Origin of the sequence: uncultured Empedobacter sp. (assembly GCF_937930195.1) — a bacterium.
Taxonomy (GTDB): domain Bacteria; phylum Bacteroidota; class Bacteroidia; order Flavobacteriales; family Weeksellaceae; genus Empedobacter; species Empedobacter stercoris.
In genome coordinates this window covers 1-19,547 of record NZ_CALGVK010000173.1, presented here as the reverse complement: position 1 = coordinate 19,547, position 19,547 = coordinate 1, and the positions used below count along the sequence as shown (strand labels likewise).

The 19,547-nt window shown below is 31.0% G+C and carries 19 protein-coding genes; 4 read left to right on the top strand and 15 right to left on the bottom strand.

Going from position 1 to position 19,547, the window contains the following annotated elements; translation table 11 throughout:
- Positions 1 to 154 precede the first annotated feature (154 nt).
- The 7 genes from Q0616_RS09950 to Q0616_RS09920 all read right to left on the bottom strand — a co-directional run bounded on the left by Q0616_RS09950 (position 155) and on the right by Q0616_RS09920 (position 6,377).
- Positions 155 to 370: an N-acetylmuramoyl-L-alanine amidase gene (locus Q0616_RS09950; RefSeq protein WP_298776813.1), complete on the bottom strand. Its 216-nt coding sequence runs from the start codon at positions 368 to 370 to the stop codon at positions 155 to 157.
- 120 nt (positions 371 to 490) lie between these two features.
- On the bottom strand, positions 491 to 1,108 hold the full coding sequence (locus Q0616_RS09945; protein ID WP_260543617.1) for an N-acetylmuramoyl-L-alanine amidase: 618 nt from the start codon (positions 1,106 to 1,108) through the stop codon (positions 491 to 493).
- A 78-nt stretch (positions 1,109 to 1,186) separates the two neighbouring features.
- A complete protein-coding gene (locus Q0616_RS09940) occupies positions 1,187 to 2,515 on the bottom strand; it encodes a DUF58 domain-containing protein (RefSeq protein WP_286483933.1) in 1,329 nt (442 codons plus the stop codon).
- Positions 2,515 to 3,504 carry a MoxR family ATPase gene (locus tag Q0616_RS09935; RefSeq protein ID WP_298776811.1) on the bottom strand — a complete coding sequence of 330 codons (990 nt, stop codon included), beginning with the start codon at positions 3,502 to 3,504 and terminating at the stop codon, positions 2,515 to 2,517. The genes Q0616_RS09940 and Q0616_RS09935 overlap by 1 nt, the downstream gene beginning before the upstream one ends.
- Complete coding sequence (locus Q0616_RS09930; RefSeq protein WP_286496818.1) at positions 3,504 to 4,736, bottom strand: hypothetical protein; 1,233 nt, start codon at positions 4,734 to 4,736, stop codon at positions 3,504 to 3,506. Before Q0616_RS09930 ends, Q0616_RS09935 begins: the two co-directional genes overlap by 1 nt.
- A complete protein-coding gene (locus tag Q0616_RS09925) occupies positions 4,733 to 5,395 on the bottom strand; it encodes a hypothetical protein (RefSeq protein ID WP_260543604.1) in 663 nt (220 codons plus the stop codon). The genes Q0616_RS09930 and Q0616_RS09925 overlap by 4 nt, the downstream gene beginning before the upstream one ends.
- Positions 5,382 to 6,377 carry a stage II sporulation protein M gene (locus tag Q0616_RS09920; RefSeq protein WP_225542557.1) on the bottom strand — a complete coding sequence of 332 codons (996 nt, stop codon included), beginning with the start codon at positions 6,375 to 6,377 and terminating at the stop codon, positions 5,382 to 5,384. The genes Q0616_RS09925 and Q0616_RS09920 overlap by 14 nt, the downstream gene beginning before the upstream one ends.
- Positions 6,378 to 6,406: 29 nt before the next feature.
- Here Q0616_RS09920 and Q0616_RS09915 point away from each other — a divergent pair, with 29 nt between their 5' ends.
- Complete coding sequence (locus Q0616_RS09915; RefSeq protein ID WP_260543601.1) at positions 6,407 to 7,129, top strand: RDD family protein; 723 nt, start codon at positions 6,407 to 6,409, stop codon at positions 7,127 to 7,129.
- 29 nt (positions 7,130 to 7,158) lie between these two features.
- Entirely contained in the window at positions 7,159 to 7,530 is a 372-nt protein-coding gene (locus Q0616_RS09910) for a YchJ family metal-binding protein (RefSeq protein WP_284583889.1), read from the top strand.
- Between the two features lie 31 nt (positions 7,531 to 7,561).
- On the opposite strand, the gene Q0616_RS09905 is transcribed toward Q0616_RS09910, so the two are convergent.
- Together Q0616_RS09905 and Q0616_RS09900 are read right to left on the bottom strand one after the other, a co-directional pair.
- The gene (locus tag Q0616_RS09905; RefSeq protein WP_171621620.1) at positions 7,562 to 8,128 is read right to left on the bottom strand and encodes a hypothetical protein; all 567 of its coding nucleotides are present in this window, start codon (positions 8,126 to 8,128) and stop codon (positions 7,562 to 7,564) included.
- 14 nt (positions 8,129 to 8,142) lie between these two features.
- Complete coding sequence (locus tag Q0616_RS09900; protein ID WP_260543594.1) at positions 8,143 to 9,774, bottom strand: ABC-F family ATP-binding cassette domain-containing protein; 1,632 nt, start codon at positions 9,772 to 9,774, stop codon at positions 8,143 to 8,145.
- Positions 9,775 to 9,847: 73 nt separating this feature from the next.
- Here Q0616_RS09900 and Q0616_RS09895 point away from each other — a divergent pair, with 73 nt between their 5' ends.
- Complete coding sequence (locus Q0616_RS09895; RefSeq protein WP_188318982.1) at positions 9,848 to 10,558, top strand: hypothetical protein; 711 nt, start codon at positions 9,848 to 9,850, stop codon at positions 10,556 to 10,558.
- Positions 10,559 to 10,701: 143 nt separating this feature from the next.
- On the opposite strand, the gene Q0616_RS09890 is transcribed toward Q0616_RS09895, so the two are convergent.
- The 6 genes from Q0616_RS09890 to Q0616_RS09865 form a co-directional block, all read right to left on the bottom strand.
- The gene (locus Q0616_RS09890; RefSeq protein WP_298776805.1) at positions 10,702 to 13,290 is read right to left on the bottom strand and encodes a T9SS-dependent M36 family metallopeptidase; all 2,589 of its coding nucleotides are present in this window, start codon (positions 13,288 to 13,290) and stop codon (positions 10,702 to 10,704) included.
- Between the two features lie 194 nt (positions 13,291 to 13,484).
- Positions 13,485 to 14,366, bottom strand: coding sequence for a Ppx/GppA phosphatase family protein (locus Q0616_RS09885; protein WP_225540079.1), 882 nt, complete (start codon positions 14,364 to 14,366; stop codon positions 13,485 to 13,487).
- Entirely contained in the window at positions 14,356 to 16,422 is a 2,067-nt protein-coding gene (gene ppk1, locus Q0616_RS09880; protein WP_298776804.1) for a polyphosphate kinase 1, read from the bottom strand. The genes Q0616_RS09885 and ppk1 overlap by 11 nt, the downstream gene beginning before the upstream one ends.
- Positions 16,419 to 16,904, bottom strand: coding sequence for a histidine phosphatase family protein (locus tag Q0616_RS09875; protein ID WP_171621625.1), 486 nt, complete (start codon positions 16,902 to 16,904; stop codon positions 16,419 to 16,421). Before Q0616_RS09875 ends, ppk1 begins: the two co-directional genes overlap by 4 nt.
- 89 nt (positions 16,905 to 16,993) lie before the next feature.
- The gene (locus Q0616_RS09870) at positions 16,994 to 17,425 is read right to left on the bottom strand and encodes a thioesterase family protein (protein WP_260543577.1); all 432 of its coding nucleotides are present in this window, start codon (positions 17,423 to 17,425) and stop codon (positions 16,994 to 16,996) included.
- Between the two features lie 18 nt (positions 17,426 to 17,443).
- Positions 17,444 to 18,481 (bottom strand): AI-2E family transporter, encoded by a 1,038-nt coding sequence (locus Q0616_RS09865; RefSeq protein WP_286483941.1) that lies wholly within the window; start codon positions 18,479 to 18,481, stop codon positions 17,444 to 17,446.
- Positions 18,482 to 18,598: 117 nt separating this feature from the next.
- On the opposite strand from Q0616_RS09865, the gene Q0616_RS09860 reads away from it, so the two are divergent.
- A partial coding sequence (locus Q0616_RS09860; RefSeq protein WP_298776802.1) for an isoaspartyl peptidase/L-asparaginase family protein occupies positions 18,599 to 19,547 on the top strand: 949 nt, incomplete at its 3' end.

Below are 19,547 nucleotides of genomic sequence, written 5' to 3'. Positions count from 1 at the left end.
TCATTTTTATAATTATTAATTTTTAATCTGTCCAAACTTTTGGGTGCAGTCTAATAGAAGTCCTTTTTTTTATATTGATTGGTAATTTTCTAAATATTGAACGATCTTTTCTGCTAATTGATTTTTATAAGTAGTGCTTTGTAATGTTTCGGCATCATGATTGCAAATCCAAAAAATCATTTTCAGTTCTCGTCAAAATTACCTTGATATTTTTTTCTCTTGCTAATTTTTGAATTTTTTGTGCCAATTCTAACGAATATTCGCTTTCGGTGATAACGCTATTTTTTGATCCAATATCATGTCCTCCATGACCAGCATCAATTACAAAAGTTTTAGAATTTTGCGCAAATAAAGCTGAAGTTGTGATCAAACCTGCAATCGCAAAAAAATAGATTTTCTTTTTTATCGAATAGTGTTTTAAATTATTTTGAAGATAATCAATTATTTATGAAACAAAAATCTAATTGGATATATCATCTTTTTTAAGATATTAATTCTTCAATGCTTCAAAAATTTTATCTGCGATTTTTGGATAATTTTCTTCGTTTGTCAATAGTTTTCGATCTTCAATGTTTGTCAAATATCCAATTTCGATCATCACAATAGGAACTTGAGAATCACGTAGTATTTTTGCATTAGACTCTACAATTCCAAGATTTTCGAAACCTAAACTGCTGATGTTATTTCCTATTTTTTCGCCAAGTATTTTAGATTCTTCGAAAGTAGGATTCAATGGAGAAAGATGAATTTCAGTTCCTTTTTTCGAATCTTTTACATTATAATTTGCGTGAAGAGACAAAACTAAATCTGGTTTGATTTCGTTAATTAATTTCGCTCGATTGGTATTGATAATTTGTTCGTCACCTTTGCGTAGCAAAACAAACTCAATATTTTCGAAAGGATTTTTTTCTTGTATTACCGTTGCAATTTTTAAGGCAATATCTTTTTCTTGAAATTCTTCTCGTTTTACGCCTGTGTCAGTCCCACCGTGACCTGCATCTAATAGAATAATACGTTTTGGTGAAGTAATTTTATTGTCAACAAAATTTGTTTGCGCAAAAAGACCTGTTGTTATAAATAAACAAATGATCTGAATTATTTTTTTCATGGTTGTTAAGATTATTTTGATCAACTTTTAGCAAGAATTGTGCATATTTTTCTAAAAACATAGTTAAAAAAACATTTTTTAAAATAATCCACGCGCTTTAATTTCTAAGTATTTATTGATAAGGTTAATAGATAATTCTTTTGGTTCGCAATAAATGGTTAAAATTCCGAATTGATGCAGACGGTTGATGATTAATTCTTTGTCGTAATTAAATTTTTCTGCAATCGTTTGATCATAAATATCTGTTGTTGTTTTCGCTTTTTGATGATTTAATTTCTTTAATTCCGAATTTTTGAACATAATCAAAACGACTACATGCGATTTTTTAATCAATTTCAAATAAGGTAATTGACGTTCTAAAGCGTCAATTGTTTCAAAATTGGTGTAAATAAATAGGAGTGAACGTTGCGTTAACTTTCGTTTAATGTAAGCATACAATTGTCCAAAATCACTTTCCAAAAAATCGGTTTGTACATTGTATAATTTTTCCAAAATCAATTGCATTTGATGATTTTTTCGATCTGCAACGACATGATCTTGAATTTTTTTGTTGAAAGTAATTAACCCAGCTTTTTCATTTTTTTGGAGTGAAATATTTGCGATGACTAAACTCGAATTGATCGAATAATCTACTAATTTTAAACCATCAAAAGGCATCCGCATCGTTCTTCCCAAATCAATTAACGAATAAACAGGTTGCGATTTTTCTTCTTGAAATTGGTTGACCATTAACCGATTTGCTTTCGCAGTAGCTTTCCAATTAATCAATCTGTATTCGTCACCAGTTGTATAATTTTTGATGTTTTCGAATTCTGTATTGGTTCCAATTTTTCGAATTTTTTTCATTCCAAATTGATTCTGAACTTGAGCAGTTGAATACAACTGAAATTGTTTGAATTGTAGATAGGAAGGATAACAAGCGATCGCTATTGGTTCGTTAACTTTTATCTTTTTCTCAATGAAACCAAAAATAGAAATAAAGACATTTGTACTTCCAAATTTATACGAACCTCTTTCTGTTGGACGAATTTTGAAATCAAATTTGGTGTTCTGACTACTTTTAAATCGTTTTTTCAATTCGAATTCTCTCAATTGCAACTGAAGTGGAAATTCTTCTATAATTCTCACATTTAACGAAAATTGATAATTATTTGTAACTGAAAGTTCTAATTCATTTTCATCTCCATTTGAAAATCGTTCCGGATATTTTCGACTAATTTCTAATGAATTTTTAGGAAGAAAAACCAAAAAAATTTCAAGGATAACGCTCACTATAAATAAGAGTGTTACCATTTTTGCCACCAAGAAAATAGGAGATAAGAAAAAGGCAATCACATAACAAAATGCAACAAAAAATCCCGCATAAAAGAAGCGATTGGTAAGAAATAGGCTTTTGAAAAATTTCATTAACGAGGAATTTCTACACGATCAATAATTTGCTGAATGATATGTTCAGTTGTAAAACCTTCCATTTCTTTCTCAGGAACCATAACAACGCGATGCCCTAAAATTATATGTGCAATTTGTTTGATATCTTCTGGAATTACAAAATCACGCCCATTAACTGCTGCATTTGATTTAGCAGCATCTAAAATGGCAATAGAAGCACGAGGCGAAGCGCCTATGTATAATGTTTGATCGATTCTGGTTTGATGAACAATCGTTGCAATGTAGGTAATCAATGCATGGTGTACAAAAACAGATTTTATTCGATCTTGAAAATCAATGATTTCATTGCCAGTAATTACTTTTTCAATTAACGATTCTTTGTCAATATTTTTGCGTTCTTGTTGTTCTTTTAATAATTCAATTTCACTTTCAAGTGAAGGATATTTAACATATATCTTGAACATAAAACGGTCCAATTGCGCTTCAGGTAATCGATAAGTTCCTTCTTGTTCGATGGGATTTTGTGTTGCAAAAACTAAAAAAGGTGCTTGTAACGGGTAAGTTATACCATCTACAGTGACTTGTCTTTCTGACATCGATTCGAATAAAGCGGCTTGCGTTTTTGCAGGAGAACGGTTGATTTCATCAATTAAGATAATATTCGAAAAAATAGGACCTTGTTTGAATTCAAATTCATTGATTTTTGAGTTAAGGATAGACGTTCCAATCACATCAGAAGGCATTAAATCTGGTGTAAACTGTATTCTACTAAAACCAGAATCGATGGTTTTTGCCAATAATTTTGCCATCATTGTTTTGGCTACTCCAGGTAAACCTTCTATCAATGAATGTCCGTTCGATAATAAAGCTAAAATCAATTGATCAATCACATCGTCTTGTCCAACGATTACTTTTTTCAATTCATTTTTTACAGCTTGCATTTTATGTTGTACATCCGAAAAATCAATTCTATTTTCGAATGGTTGATAAGTATTTTCGTAGTTCATTAGATATTTGCTTTTTGTTTATAGTTTTCGATGATTTGATACACAACTTTCAGGTCGTGTTCATTCGGTTGATTTTTCTGGGAAATATTTTTTAGAATTGTAAAATTTTCAAGGCATTCCTCTTGACTTAAATTTGCTTTTTGTGCGACAAGTTCGATGAATTGTTTGTTGGTAATATCATCTGTATCAATTAAAAATGTTTTTCTCAATTTATATAAAAAATAGTCAATTTTCTTTGAAATAATGTCTTTTACTTCACCATTTTCTTGGTACAAAGAAGAAATTGTTTTGGCAAATTCCACGGTATGGTTTTCTTCTTTTGTGTAGATTGGAATAATACGTTGTTCGCGTTTACTTCTAAAAATAAGGAAGAGAAAAAGTAAAATCAATAAAGTTGTCCAAGCTGCTTTTAATGCAGGTTCTGCCATAATAAATCGCATCATCGAAGAACTTCCTGCATAGGTTTTTGAGGTATTGTACCAAAAAATAGTTTTTCCATTTAAGGGTTCTAAAACCGATTTTGCATAAAAATAATTATCTTCATTCAGTAAATAATAATTCGAAAAGTAAAGAGGTTCAGCATGATATAAATAAAAACCTTTATAAGATTCAGGTTTTATTTTCAGGTAATTTGGATAAGTCTTATTTTCATACGTAATAGTTCCAATAACTTCAGAATCAGTTGTGATTTCACTAAAATAATGATGATCAACTTCTTTTTTCTTCTTTATTTTAAATGTTTTGTCCGTTTTAAGTTTAAAATCATTTTTAATGATTTGCGTTTTGTTGTATAGTAAATCTTCTTCGATAACAGTAGAATCCGCATATACAGTGTCAAAAACGATTGCATCATCCAAACCATTCGTGTCGTCTCCAAAATTATCGTAATAATCTGCGATGAATACAATACCACCATTTCTGGCAATATTACTTAATAGATTTTTTGCAACAGTATCGAAATAAACTTCTGAGCCGATGACAACAACCGCATAATCTTTTGCCTTTTTAGAATCGATTTTTAGTTCAGATAGCTTTTCTAAATCATGTACTTTTCCTTTTGATAAATTACCAATTTCTTTGTGCATCACATATAATCCGTAAGGATCTTTACTGTTTTGAACAAGATTTACTTTCCACGATTTAGGTAAATCGTAGCGAAGTTTTTGCATTGAAAAAGCAATAAATCCAATCAATAAAACAACGCCAAATAGAATGCTTAATTTTTTCTTCATGAGGCTAAATATTGATTAAATTGATTAAAAATTGATTTGAATTCAGTGTATTTATTCGCATCTAATTGAAATTCTCCGAACCAAACTTGATTAAAAATTTTTGTATTTTGACTGAATGTACGTTGAGCTTTTTCGTCTTTAATTTGATTGATAAATTGTTGATTGGTTTTTTTAGGATTCCATTCAATCCAACCTTTTTTATCTAAATTTTGTAAGTTTTGATAATGTAAATAACGAATTGCTAAAGCGTAATTTTCTTCATTTTCTGCTTTGTTGATTAACGAATCAAGGTTAACATTAACCAAATTCTCTTCTATAAGATCAAAATCAGATTCATCGTATAAATTTTTAGCATTTTTTTTCATGATTCCACCATTTTTGTAAACACGGAACGCTATGAAAATTAGGAATAAACCAATTGTGAAATAAAAAATTATTTCCCAAGGTAAGTAAGTTAGAAATTGTATGATTCTTTCGAATAATTTTGTAAAAAATCCAGGTTCAAATTCTTTTTCAGGTTTTGGAACATCATTATAATCAAAATCTTTTCCAGTATATTTTTCTTTAAATGCTTTAAATTCTGCAGTTTTTTCTTGTGCGAAAATGAAAAGTTGAACGAAAAATAGTGAAATTGTCAAAAATAATTTAAACTGTTTCATTCGATTCCAAAATTTGATTAAACAATTTCGTTTTTTGTCTATTTTTTTGAATAGGAAAAATGATGTAATACCACACAATTAGACATAAAGAAAGCAGGATAACAGCAAGGCTAATAAAAATATTAACATCGTATAAACGTGTGATAAATCCTTCGATAAAACCAGCAAGAATAAACATTGGAACTGTACTTAAAAGAATCATAACAGCTTCTTTTGCTTTGATAATCAGCGATTTTTTTCGGGATAACGTTTTAGGAAACATAAATCCATTTCCTAACATAAGTCCACATGCTCCGGCGATAATAATCACAGAAATTTCGATTGTTCCATGCATCCAAATTGCTGTCATCGCTTTACCAAGAACACCTTCTTTGAAAAACATATAATGAAAAGCGCCTAACATAATTCCGTTCGAAAAAAGAATATATCCTGAGCCAATACTGAAAAATAAACCTAAGGTAAAAGCTAAAAATGCAACACGAATATTGTTTATGGTAATTGCTAAAGAAGAACCCGTTTGGCTTCCCGATTTATAAATTGCTGCTGGATCACCTTTTTTGATGTTCATTAAGGTTTCGTCCACGTATTGATTTCCTAAAATTAAGCGTGTAAAATCGGGATCAAAATGTGAAGATAGAATTCCAATTAAAACTGCTAAAGCAAAGATCAGGAAAGAATATAACAACATTTTATGGTTTTTATACACCACATTTGGGACATCTTCTTTAAAAAATTGTACAAATTGATTGCTTGATGTTCGTTGATCTTTGTAAACTGATTGATGTGCAAACAAGGCTAACTCGTTCAAATAATCCTTCGTCTTACTTTTTGGATAATAAGTTTGAGCAAACGCCAAATCATTTGTAATTTCGATGTAATTTTTTGCTAAAACATCTGGATGAACTTCAATTTTATTTTTTAAATTATGTTCAATATCAGACCATTTAGCCTTATTTTTATCAATAAAATGCGCTTCTCTCATTGTAGAGTAGTTGTTAGTGAATCAAATATATGAATAAACTTTTAGTCAATACACCTCAAAACGTGCAAATCGCTTACAATATTGCACCTATCGGAAAACGATTGCTGGCGTATATTATCGATATGATTATTCGTATCATATTGGTGTATGCATTGGCTTATTTTTCTGATTTTATACCTAACAGAGATGAATGGTTTCTGATGGGGATTTATAGTGTGAATGGATTTATATTTTTGCTGTATCCATTGATTTTAGAGATTTTGATGAAAGGTCAAACGATTGGAAAATGGTTGATGAAAATTCGCGTGATTCGGATAGATGGAAACCGAGCGAATAATTTTGATTATTTTTTACGTTGGGTGATTGGTATAGTTGAGTTGTTTTTATTTGGTGGATTTATCGCATTAATTACGATGATTGTTAATAAAAAAGGTCAACGTTTAGGCGATATTGTGGCGAATACTTGTTTAATTGATTTGAACCCGAAATTAGATTTGTCTCAAACCATTTTTGCCGAAGTTTCAGAATCGTATAAGATTCGTTTTCCAGAGGTTTATCGTTTATCGGATCGTGATATTAATATTGTAAAAGAAAATTTTACATCTGCTTTGGAGAATAATAATTATGATATTCTACTAAAATTAACTCGAAAATTAGAGGAAATCATGGAAGTAAAAAGTGATGGTTTAGGAAATATTGATTTTATACAAGTTGTGATTCAAGATCATTATCATTACCACAAAGACAAGTAAACAGTATCTTTGCATAAAATTTAGAAGAAATGAATTGTCCTTGTTGTTCAGGAAAAGAATATAAAAAATGTTGCGAACCGTTTCATTTAAACAATGAAGTTCCAAAAACGCCAGAGGAATTGATGCGTTCTCGTTATTCAGCTTTTTCAAAAGTTATGCCTAAATATTTGGTTGATACGACGCACGAATCTACCCGAAAAAATAATGATTTTAGTGATATCGAAGATTGGGCAAAATCAAATAAATGGTTGAAGTTAGAAATTGTTTTTGCAAATGCCGATAAAGTTCGTTTTAGAGCTTATTATCAAGATAAACAAGGGGAAATCTATGAGCATGACGAGCTTTCTACATTTGTGCAAGAAAATGGCAAATGGTTTTATGTAGATGGAGAGTTTTATTAAATAATAAAGCCTCTGATAAAGAGGCTTTAAGTTATAGTGTTGAGTTGTTATAACGTGTTAAAATATCCAATAAATCAATATCATCCATGCGTTGATTTTCAATTTCCTTTAATAATTCAGGATGGTCTGCAATCGCTTTATTAAGTTGGTTTTTACGATGATTAAACATGCCCAAAGGAAAAACTTCATTTTTTTCATTAACTAAATAATCGTGGTAGCTTATCGAGCCATCCATCGGATGTTGAGAAATTCTTTGATACCATTTTATTTTTCCATCATAAACTAAAACTTTCAATTGATTTCCATCGTTTACATAAGTCACTTTACGATCATATAAGTTAGTGAAAGATAAAGATTTGATATCTTTTGCTTTAATTTTTGCTGTTTTCTTCTTGTTGTCATCAACTAAGATGGATTTTTTATAAAAACTGGCATCGTTAATAAGTTTTTTATTAAATAGATTGACAATTACCATCATTTTTGATTGGATTGTATCATTATTCATCTTCACTAATTCTACATCTACATACCTTTTTTGAGCGTAAGTAAAGCTTGAAATAATCAAGAATAATACAGCAAATAGTTTTTGTTTATTCATATTTTGAAAAGTGTTTATTTTTCTATTTCATTCAATGTTTCCATTTTTTTTGTAGCCAAGAAGCCTTTAATATCTTCAAAATGTTCTTTGACGCGTTTATTTCCAAATTCGAACACTTTTTCTGCTAAACCATCTAAGAAATCACGATCGTGAGAAACTAAAATTACGGTTCCTTCAAACTCTCTCAACGCATCTTTGATGATATCTTTTGTTTTCATGTCCAAGTGATTTGTTGGCTCATCTAAAATTAACACATTATAAGGTTCTAATAATAATTTTACCATCGCCAAACGTGTTTTTTCTCCACCTGACAAAACTTTTACTTTTTTATCGATATCATCGCCTTTGAACATAAATGCACCCAAAATACTTTTGATTTGTGTTCTGATATCACCTTCGGCAATACGATCAACAGTTTCGAAAATAGTCAAATCTTCGTCCAATAATGCAGCTTGGTTTTGAGCAAAATATCCAATTTGAGCATTGTGACCAATTTCTAATTTTCCATTATAATCAATCTCGCCCATAATTGCTTTAATCATTGTCGATTTTCCTTCTCCATTCTTTCCAACCAAAGCAACTTTTTGACCACGTTCAATCACCATATTCGCATCATTAAAGACAATATGATCACCGTAGGATTTGTCTAAATTTTCGACAATAACAGGATATTGACCAGAACGTGCAGCTGGTGGGAATTTCAATTTAAGAGCAGAAGTATCCAATTCATCGATCTCAATTATATCTAATTTTTCTAACATACGAACACGCGATTGCACTTGTTCTGTTTTAGAAAATGTGCCACGAAAGCGCTCGATAAATGCTTTATTTTCAGCAATAAATTTTTGTTGTTCATCATACGCTTTTTGCTGATGAATTCTACGATCTTGACGCAGAACCAAATAGTCGGTGTATTTTGCTTTATAATCATAGATGCGGCCCATCGTTACTTCAATTGTTCGATTGGTAATATTGTCAACAAATGCGCGGTCATGCGAAATAACCATGACAGCTTTGGCTTGATTTTTTAAGAAATCCTCTAACCATTGAATCGATTCGATATCCAAGTGGTTTGTTGGCTCATCCAATAAAATTAAATCTGGTTTGCGTAAAAGAATTTTAGCCAATTCAATTCGCATACGCCATCCTCCAGAAAACTCGGAAGTTGATCGATCGAGGTCTTCTTGCGAAAATCCCATTCCTTTCAAAACTTTTTCTACTTCGGCTTCGTAATTTACTTCTTCTATCGAATAAAATTTTTCGCTTACTTCTGTCATACGCTCGATTAATTTCATGTACGCATCACTTTCGTAATCAGTTCTTACAGTTAATTGCTCATTGATTTCATCAATTTCATTTTTCATCGAAAGATATTCAGCAAACGCTTTTGACGTTTCTTCGCGAACTGTACAATTGTCTTCAGTAAGCAAATGTTGAGGTAAATAAGCGATGATTGCATCTTTTGGCGCTGATATATTCCCTAAAGAAGGCTTGTTGAGACCTGCAACAATTTTTAGTAAAGTAGATTTACCTGCTCCGTTTTTGCCCATCAAGGCAATTTTGTCATTTTCATTTATCACAAAACTAACTCCACTAAATAACGTTGTAGAACCGAATTGAACGGCAATATCATTAACTGTAATCATATTTTTATCGAATAATTGCGGCAAAGATAATTGAATTATTTTGTAGATTTATTTAATTTTAATAAACACGACATTGAAATATTTATACCTTATTTTCTTCTTTTTATTATTCTTTAATTGTAAAAATAAAGCACAAATAGAAACTTTAGAAACTTCAACATTTAGAAAGAAAAACGATTCTCTTGACTATTTTACAAGAAGATATATTGATGATTCAACTTACTTGGAAAATGGTTTCACTAAAAATCATCTTTTAAAAACTATTGACACGCTTCGTTTATTAGGTAAAAATAAAGAAATAGGAAGTTTAATTGGATGGAGTTCAGATTTACATCATGTAAATGATAAATTAGAAACTGTTGTTATGTCTCAAAATATTAGAATTAATGGAAAAATATATAAAAATCAATATAAAGTTTTTAAACAATCAGAAAACTTAAAAAAAGGAGTTATAAATAATGATTTCAGTTTTTATTATAAACACACGAAAGATTCTATCATTGTAAATATTCCGAAATATATGTTATCAAGCTTTGAAAAATTAGAAACCTACGTTTGCATACTTTGTTCTGATAAATTAGTTAATGACTTTTCAAATAAAGAAATCATAAAAATTTATGATACAGTATTTATAGACAAAAAAGTAAACTCTAGTTCAACAAGTAAATATTTATTCTTTGATCCTAAAAATATTAAACAAAATCAAAATTGTTATTTTCAAGTCTTACAGAAACAAAAAAAAGATAATACAATCATAGAAACTACAATGTATTTTAAAAAATAAAACAAATTAAGAATAATCAAGAAGCTAAATTTTTAGAAATATTGAAACAAAATAATATTCGATTTAATTCAAAAAAAATCATTGAATAAAAAAATCCGAGAAAGTGAAATTTCTCGGATTTATATTTAATTTGAAAATCGAAATTAGTTTTTGATTAATTTCTTTGTTACTGTTCCGTTACTTGTTTCAAATTTTAAGATGTAAATACCTTTTGGTAAATTTTCGGTAGAAATACTTCCTTTTTGACCGTCAAATTTCACTGTTTTAGTTGAAACGACTTTTCCTGTCATATCAACAATATCAACTTTGATATCATTTTTGATAGATTTATCTGTAATATAAACGATATCTTTAGCAGGGTTAGGATACATTTGGAATGTAGATTCTTTGATATCAGACGTAGATAATTTACATTCTAATACATCTGCAGGAGGCATATCAAAAGCTTCTGTACCATCAATTCTACTATTTGCACTTCCTTGTTTTGCGCTGTAACCTAAACCACGATTAGCGAATGCTTCCCAAATATCACACTTGTTAGCACCTTCAAATAATTGCTCATCTGCTTTTAAGATTGCATCGCGACCATCAACAAAACCTGGAGCACAAGGTTGTAGTTTTAGTCCTGTCATTACTAACTGTATAGTCATGTTGTTACCTGCTTTTCCGTTATACATATCTGGAGAGAAGCCATATTTGTTTACCATTTTCCAGTTTAAATCCCAAAGCATAGATGCCCAAACATAACCTGTATTATGAGGAGAGTCGCCATTTCCAAAGCTTTTTAATAAACCGTATCTGGCAGGATTAACAGTTTTATCAGTAGAATAGACTGTAGGACGAATACCAGCGCCATCAGGATTTTGACTTGTCGCAAAAGTACCAATACCTCTTTTGGTTGTACTTGTATCTGTTGGTAATTGCGTAATCATCAATCCAAAGAAATCAGACCAACCTTCTCCCATTTGTTCAAGGTTACTTAAACAGTTCGCATTTGTAATAGGACCTGTTAATCGATTAGAAATTCCATGTCCATATTCGTGAGCGATAATACCGTTGTCTAAACTTCCGTCAATATAAGAATCTTCACCTTTTACAAGCGAAGCATTCACAACCGTTTTATTTTCTAATTCTTTTATAATAGCGTCACCGTCTGCTTTGCTAATAGAAATTGCAGGAATTGTAATTGTGGTATCACTACCTGACATATTAATCATTCCAGCGACATTATTTACAATAATAGCTCCTTTTGCTCCTGCGTTTTGTGCGGTTTTTACTTTTGATTCAAAAGAACAATCTCCACGATAGATGACAGCAATTTTATCATTTACTTCTGCTGTGTTAGTAATTGTTCCACATCCATCGTATGGAGTTCCAGTGGTTTCACTTTTTAAAAGTAAAGTTAAGTCTTTTGTTAAAGCTGTAGAAGTCAAAGCTCCTCCCCAAGTAGGGATAGTTGCTTGATATCCACCTGCAATATTTTCGGGTGAATTGATAATAAGTGGTACTGGTGTTTTTTTCCATAGATACATCGCCATTCTTGGAGATCTACCATCTGGCGGAGTAGCAAATGTAGCGTTGTTAATAGCTCCTATTGACAAACCTGTTTGTGCCAATGCAACAACATCATCATTTCCTGTACCACCTTTGTCAAAGTTTTCTTTTTGAAAGTTTCCGTTAGCTTCTGTGAATCCATAGTTGTAGAAAATATCATGCATCATATTGTTCATATAGAACAAGTTTGTAGTTGCAGCTTCCCAATTTGTGTAAGGATGTTCAGTTAAATCCATTGGAAAATCGAAATTCAAATTATTTCCACCGTCAGCATAATCGGTATCTTTTAATGTGATTGTGTTGTATGCAGAATTATAAGTTTGATATCCAATAGAATTATGATCTCTTACAGCTCGCACGTTATTACCTTCTGTTCTTGTTTTTATTGTTGAATCTGCTGTATTGTGCCAACCGTTAGGAGAAGCTACAGCGTTAAAAACAGAGGAATTGGCAAAAGATCTTCCTCCACGATTAGGAGCTTCTAAAGGTAATTGGTAAACATTGTATTGAGGAGCAGCTGCATTATTAACGTCACTATATAACCAATCCCAATCTGCTTTATTGAATGTTGCTAAATTCTCATTATGAAAAGATCCATGGTCAAATCCACAACTTAATGTGTTGTTATGTTTTTCGATAATTTCGCCATTCATTGCATTGATGACAACATGAATGATATCGTTTTGGTTTTCTTTTACTAATTGATAACTAAATGTATAGCTTAAGATTGCTTGATTATCTTCATTAATGTAATAAACAAGTTCAGCAGACTCTTCATTAGAGAAATAAATTCCTTCTTGAGTTGAGTTGGTATTAGATAAAACTTTTAAACCTTCAAATTGTGCGGCTTTGTTCAAAGCATCGTCCATACTAAGAGCAGGAGAAATGTTGGCATTATTTAAAGAAATATTAAAATTCTCTGATGAAGTTTTAGAGATGACTTGGTTTTCCTTAATAATATAAGTTGAGTAACTGTTATAAATCGGAATACCTTGATAAGTTCTTTGCGTGTAAACTCGTTGTGTGGCGTTGTCATTAATTGTTTGAGCAAATTTGTACTCAACATTACCAGCTATTGCCTTCGTTTCGTAATTATCTACAATTTGCTCTGCCGTTTGGGCGTGCGCAGCCATAGATAAAACAAACGCTGAAAATAGCAGCGTTAAATTTTTCTTCATTTCAATATTGTGTTAATTCGAAAACTAAATTAATGATTAGATTTTGAAGAAAAAAGTTGCAAATTAAAAATAAAAGCAGTTAAATTATAAGGCAAAGCTCTTTGAGGAAGTCTGAATAATAAACTCATTTAATAGAGTTTTGTAGAAATAAAAAAGGTCAGAATTCGTTCTGACCAAAATTAAATAAGTTTTTATTATAAATTTTTATAAATTTCTCGAATAACTCCATCAGAAAGTCCAACTTTTGGAACATGTATTTTTTTTGCATGCGACCATTTTAGCACATTATTATATATTTCTAAAGCATATACAACAACATCTGCACGATCGGGTTTCATATTAAAGTTTTGCATTCGTTCTTCAGCAGTCATGCTTTGTAGGGTTTGGTAATGTTTTTTAACATAAGTACTGCTTAATGGCATTCCCAATTTTACTCCCGAATATTTGTACACATGGTTGATATTTCCTCCAGAACCAATTAATTCTATTTCATCATGTCCAATGTTTTCTTGAATCCATTCTTTCATTTCTTCAAAAGTAGTTGGAGCAACTTTGTTTTCTAATAAACGAACAGTACCAACTTCAAATGATTTTGATGTAAAAACCTTGTTATCTTTTAATAAAGTTAATTCAGTACTACCACCACCAACATCCACATATAAATAGATTTTTTTATCTTTGATAAATGCACCTAATTCGGTATTAAAAAGTAATTCTGCTTCTGTTTTTCCATCAATAATTTCGATGTTAATGCCAGACTTTTTCATCACTTTTTTAACTACTTCATTGCCATTTTTTGCTTCGCGCATAGCAGAAGTTGCATAAGCTTTATATATTTCTACATCATAAACTTTCATCATTAAGGCATACGATAACATGGCATCACAAATACGTTCCACGTTATTTTCGCAAATTTGTCCATCAATAAAAACGTCATGTCCCAAACGAATTGGCATGCGGACAATACTCGTTTTATTAAAAATAGGTGCACGACCTTCTTCTTCATAAACATAATTAATCAACAACCGCATAGCGTTAGAACCTATATCAATTGCGCCTAATTTTCTAATCTTCATTTTCTTGTTCGTTTAATTCTTTTAAATATTCGTAGGTTGTGTATTGAGAGCGATTTGGTTTTTTATTATTTCGTTTATATTCTAACGATGATGCCGCTGTAATTTTACGGCCTTTTATATTATCTTCAAAGCTAAGGTTAAACGTATCCATGACTATTTTCTTGAATTTATGATCGTAAATTGGACAAGCCACTTCGACACGGTTATCTAAATTTCGTTCCATCATATCAGCCGAAGAAATATAAACTTTATCATCGCCTGCATTTTTGAACCAATAAATTCGTGGATGTTCCAAAAATTTATCAATTACACTTACACATTCGATATTTTCGGATAGATTTTTAACTCCTGGAATCAAACAATTAATTCCACGAACAACCAAACGTACTTTGACACCTTTCTGTGATGCTTTATATAATAAATCGATGATTTGTTTATCGCTTAAACTATTTAGTTTCATATTGATTTCGGCAGGTAAACCAGCTTGATGATTTTTAACTTCTCGCTTAATCATCTTCACAATTTTTTTGCGCGTTCCATAAGGTGAAACCAATAAATGATTGTAGGTTAAATTTAAATAGTTTGCTCCGAAAAATTTAAAAATCTGTTCTACATCTTTCGTGATTCCAGGATTTGTTGTGAAATATGTGTAATCCGTATAAATCTTTGCTGTTCCTGCATGAAAATTACCTGTGCTGATAAATACATATTTCTGAGCTAAACCATTATCAGGCTTACGTTCAATGTAACCAATTTTCGAATGTACTTTCAGTCCAGGAACTCCGAAAATAACATTAACACCAGCTTCCTGTAATTTCTTTGACCACATGGCGTTGTTTGATTCATCAAAACGTGCGCGAAGTTCTAAAACAGCAGTAACTTCTTTGCCATTCATTGCAGCGTTTATCAACGAATGCATCACTTGCGAATCTTTGGCAACGCGATAAATAGTGATTTTAATTTTTGTTACTTTAGGATCAATTGCGGCTTCTCTCAAAAATTTTAATAGCAACGAATAATCGTGATATGGTGCCATCATCATTTCTTCGTTTTCAGAAAAAGCCTGAAAATAACTGTTGTAGCTAAATGGTTTATTCTGAATAATTGGTTTGATTTTATCATATGTTAAACCAGAAATATCAAAGCTTGGAAAACTCATCAAATCGCGTTTGTTGTGGTATTTTCCTCCTGGATTGATACTGTCATATTCGTCAAGTCGTAATTTTTTCAAGAAAAATTTTAGTGTATCTGGCGCAATTTCGGCATCGTACACCAATCGAACAGGAACTCCTTTTTTACGATTTTCTAAACTGTTTATCACTTTTTCTAATAAACTATGTTCTAAGTCATTATCAAAATCGAGTTCGCTGGCGCGCGTAATTTTAATTGAATGTGCTTCGATAGATTCGAAATCAATCATCTTGAAAATAGTTTTCAAATGATAACGAATAATATCTTCCAAGTACATCACATACGTATTTTCGTCAAACTTTGGAAGCACGATAAAGCGTGGAAATAAATGGGTTGGCACAATCAAAAGAGCATATTGAATTTTATCTTTTAATTGCATTTTGACAGCTAAATAAAACGATCCGTCACGCAAAGGCGGAGCTTTTTTGATGTCGTCTAAAATAAATACACCAACAGTATGAATAAATTCGTTATAAAAATATTCGGAAATAAATTCTAAATAATTTTCTGGAATAGAAGTGTCATCAATTACAAAAATGTTGTGATTTTCTAATTCTTTGAACAATTGATTGTGTAAATCATCGTACTGAACACGCTGTTGACGAACAATTTCATTAATTTCGTCAATCAATTCTTCATCGGTTTGATCGGGTACAATATTTTGGTAAACAATTTCAACGTCTTTGAACTGTATTGAACGCAAAATTGTTGAATAGCGAACAGAATAAAATTCGTCTAAATTATTAGAATAAATTCCCAAAAAACGAATTCGTTCTAACAATGGAACAGTTTCGTCAGAAGCTTCTTGCAACACACGTGCATTGAAAGAAAGCCAGCTGATTTCTCGGTTGATGTATTTTTTCATTTAATTTCTTTAGGTGTAATTATTTTCATGGTTTTACCTTTTGCAATCGTTTTCCAATTATCTGAATCGAATTGTATCCATACAAATCCAGATGTTGGGAGATTGTAAATCATTTCGTTTCCTAATTGATTTGTAATGTCGGTAAACGCAGGATTATGTCCAAAAATAAGAACATTTTGCAATTGATTGTCCAAATTTCTAATCCATTTATCTAATAAATAATGAGAAAATGTATATAAATCATCTTCGATATGAATTATTTGCGAGGGAAAAAGAATTGGTTTGACCAATTGAGAAGTTTCTTTAGCTCGAACGGCTTTGCTCGAAAATACTTGGTCAAAGTTTAGTTCAAAATTTTCGTTTAAATAGTGCGCAATTTTTTTCGTTTTCAATTCACCAATGTCAGTAATAGAACGGAATTGATCAGACACATTTTCGTTCCATTTACTTTTTGCATGACGCATTAAAAATAAATTTTTCATAACGCAATTAATTAAAAAAGAAACAGTAGTTAAATCTAATCATTATCTAACAAAAAGAATTAACTACTGTTAAAATTTTATTGATTTTTTTAAAGATTACCTTCGTAATTTTTAAAATCATTTTTTACCCAATCAGGTAATTCCATTGATTTTTTTGCTTCCATATCGTACATTACTTGTGTACTTTTTCCGGTACAATGAATCAAATCTTCCCCGTTTTCATTTTTACTTGTTACGATATATTCGAAATCAAAACTTTTGTTTCCTAATTTCGATACACGAACGCCAATACGTGGTTCTAAAGCATTAGGACGCAATTCTATTTGATAATTCGCTTCCATGTGAGCAATCACAAACATATGTCGTGTCCATTGCCACTTTTTGCTTGAAGCCTGCATATAATAGGCGCGACCAATTTGAAAATACTCGAAATAAAACACATTATTTACGTGACCAATTGGATCAAAATCACTCCAACGAGGTTCTAAGGGTTTAAAGAATTTAAAGTTTTCTAAGTTCATTTATTATTGGGTTTTGTATTAATTGTCTTCGGGATTTGGATCAATAAATTCGTATCGATACAATTTTACTAACCAAAAGAATACAGAAAATAAGATTGGTCCGAAAATAATTCCGATAAATCCGAAAAGATTTAAACCAACGATTACTCCAAAAATAGTAATTAATGGATGAACATCTGCCATCTTTTTTTGTAAAACTAAACGAATCAAATTGTCAGAAAGTCCTACCACTACAAAACAGTAAATCAATAATCCAATTGCGTGTCCTGTTTCTCCACTTGCAAGTAAAAATAAAGCTAAAGGAACGTAGATTAATGCAGCTCCTACGACGGGTAACATTGCAGCAAAAATGGTTAAAACAAACCAAGTAAATGCATCGTCTACACCAAATATTAAGTATCCAATGTAAGCAATTACGGCTTGTATAAACGCTGTCAAAGGCATTCCAATAGCGTTAGAAATTACCAAATCTTTTAAATCAGTATTCATTCGTTTAAGGTTGCTTGTTTTAAAAGGAATTGCTGAGTAAAACCAGTTTTCAAGTTTCTGATGATTCATTAACATAAAGTATAGAATAAGAAATGCAACACCTAATTGCACTGTCATATCCATAGAGGCATTCAGGGTTTTTTCTAATAATTTTCCACCGACTTGTGTAATTTTTTCAATATTTGTTGCGCTAAATACATCAATATGAAATTTTGTTTGTAACATTTCAATGATTTTATTGACATCTTTTTTAATTTGAACTGTATCATTTAATAAAACCATTACTTTATTCGTCAGCATTTGAATCAATAAATACAATGGACCAATAATTAAAATAGCACTACTAATCATTAGTAAAATTACACTTACTAATTTGTTCCATTTTTTTTCTTTAACCAACCATTGTAAAGGATTCAGAAGAAGTACATACAAGCATAAAGCGCCAAGAAATCCAGGGAAAAAAGCCAAAAGATTTTTAGATATTAACCCAAAAACTAAAAGTATAACTGCAATAAATGCTAATTGTAATAAAATATTATTAGAAAGATAATGTTTTTGTGAGTTCATAGGTGACTTATTGTTTTAATAACGGTTATTGATATTTTGTATGTATCAAAATCAATGCTAAAAATAGTTATTTTCTGTAAACTTTTTTATTTTTAAGCATTGAATAAAATTTTACACATGAAAAAAATAGTTGGTTTAATCTTGTCTGTTTTGACAATTTCTGTTTCTGCACAATCAAAACAAGACAAAGTTGTGTTAGTAATACATGGTGGAGCTGGAACAATTCTGAAAAAATATATGACAGCTGAAAAAGAAAAAGCTTACCGAGAAGCATTAACAGAATCTTTAACGAAAGGTTTTGAAGTTATAAAAAAAGGAGGAGAAAGTGAAGAAGCTGTTATAGAAGCCATAAAAGTGATGGAAGATTCGCCATTATTTAATGCAGGAAAAGGAGCGGTTTTTACACATGAAGGCAAGAATGAAATGGATGCTTCTTTGATGCTTGGACATACAATGCAAGCTGGTGCTGTGGCTGGAGTTACGACAATCAAAAATCCTATTACAGCAGCTAAAACAGTTTTACGAAATTCTGCACATGTGATGATGGTTGGAAAAGGGGCAGAAGAATTTGCTCAAAAGCAAGGCTTAGAATTGGTTGATCCAAGTTATTTCAAAACAGAAGAGCGTTGGAATTCTTTGCAAAAAGTAATCGAAAAAGATAAAGATAAAATGGAATTGGATCATGATGCCAAAACACAGGCTTATGTACCATTTAATTTTGTTGACGAAAAGTTTGGAACTGTTGGTGCAGTTGCATTAGATCAAAAAGGTCATATTGCTGCGGGAACTTCAACAGGAGGTATGACAAATAAACGTTTTGGTCGTGTTGGAGATTCTCCAATTATTGGTGCTGGAACCTATGCAAACAGTGAAGTTGGTATTTCGAGTACAGGTTGGGGCGAGTATTTTATAAAAGCTGTAGCAGCGTATGATGTGGCTGCATTAATGGAATATAAAAAACTTTCTTCCAAACAAGCAGGAGATGAGGTCATCAAAAAAATTGGTCAATTAGGTGGTGATGGAGGTATGATTATTTTAGATAAAAATGGTCAAGCAAGTTTTCCTT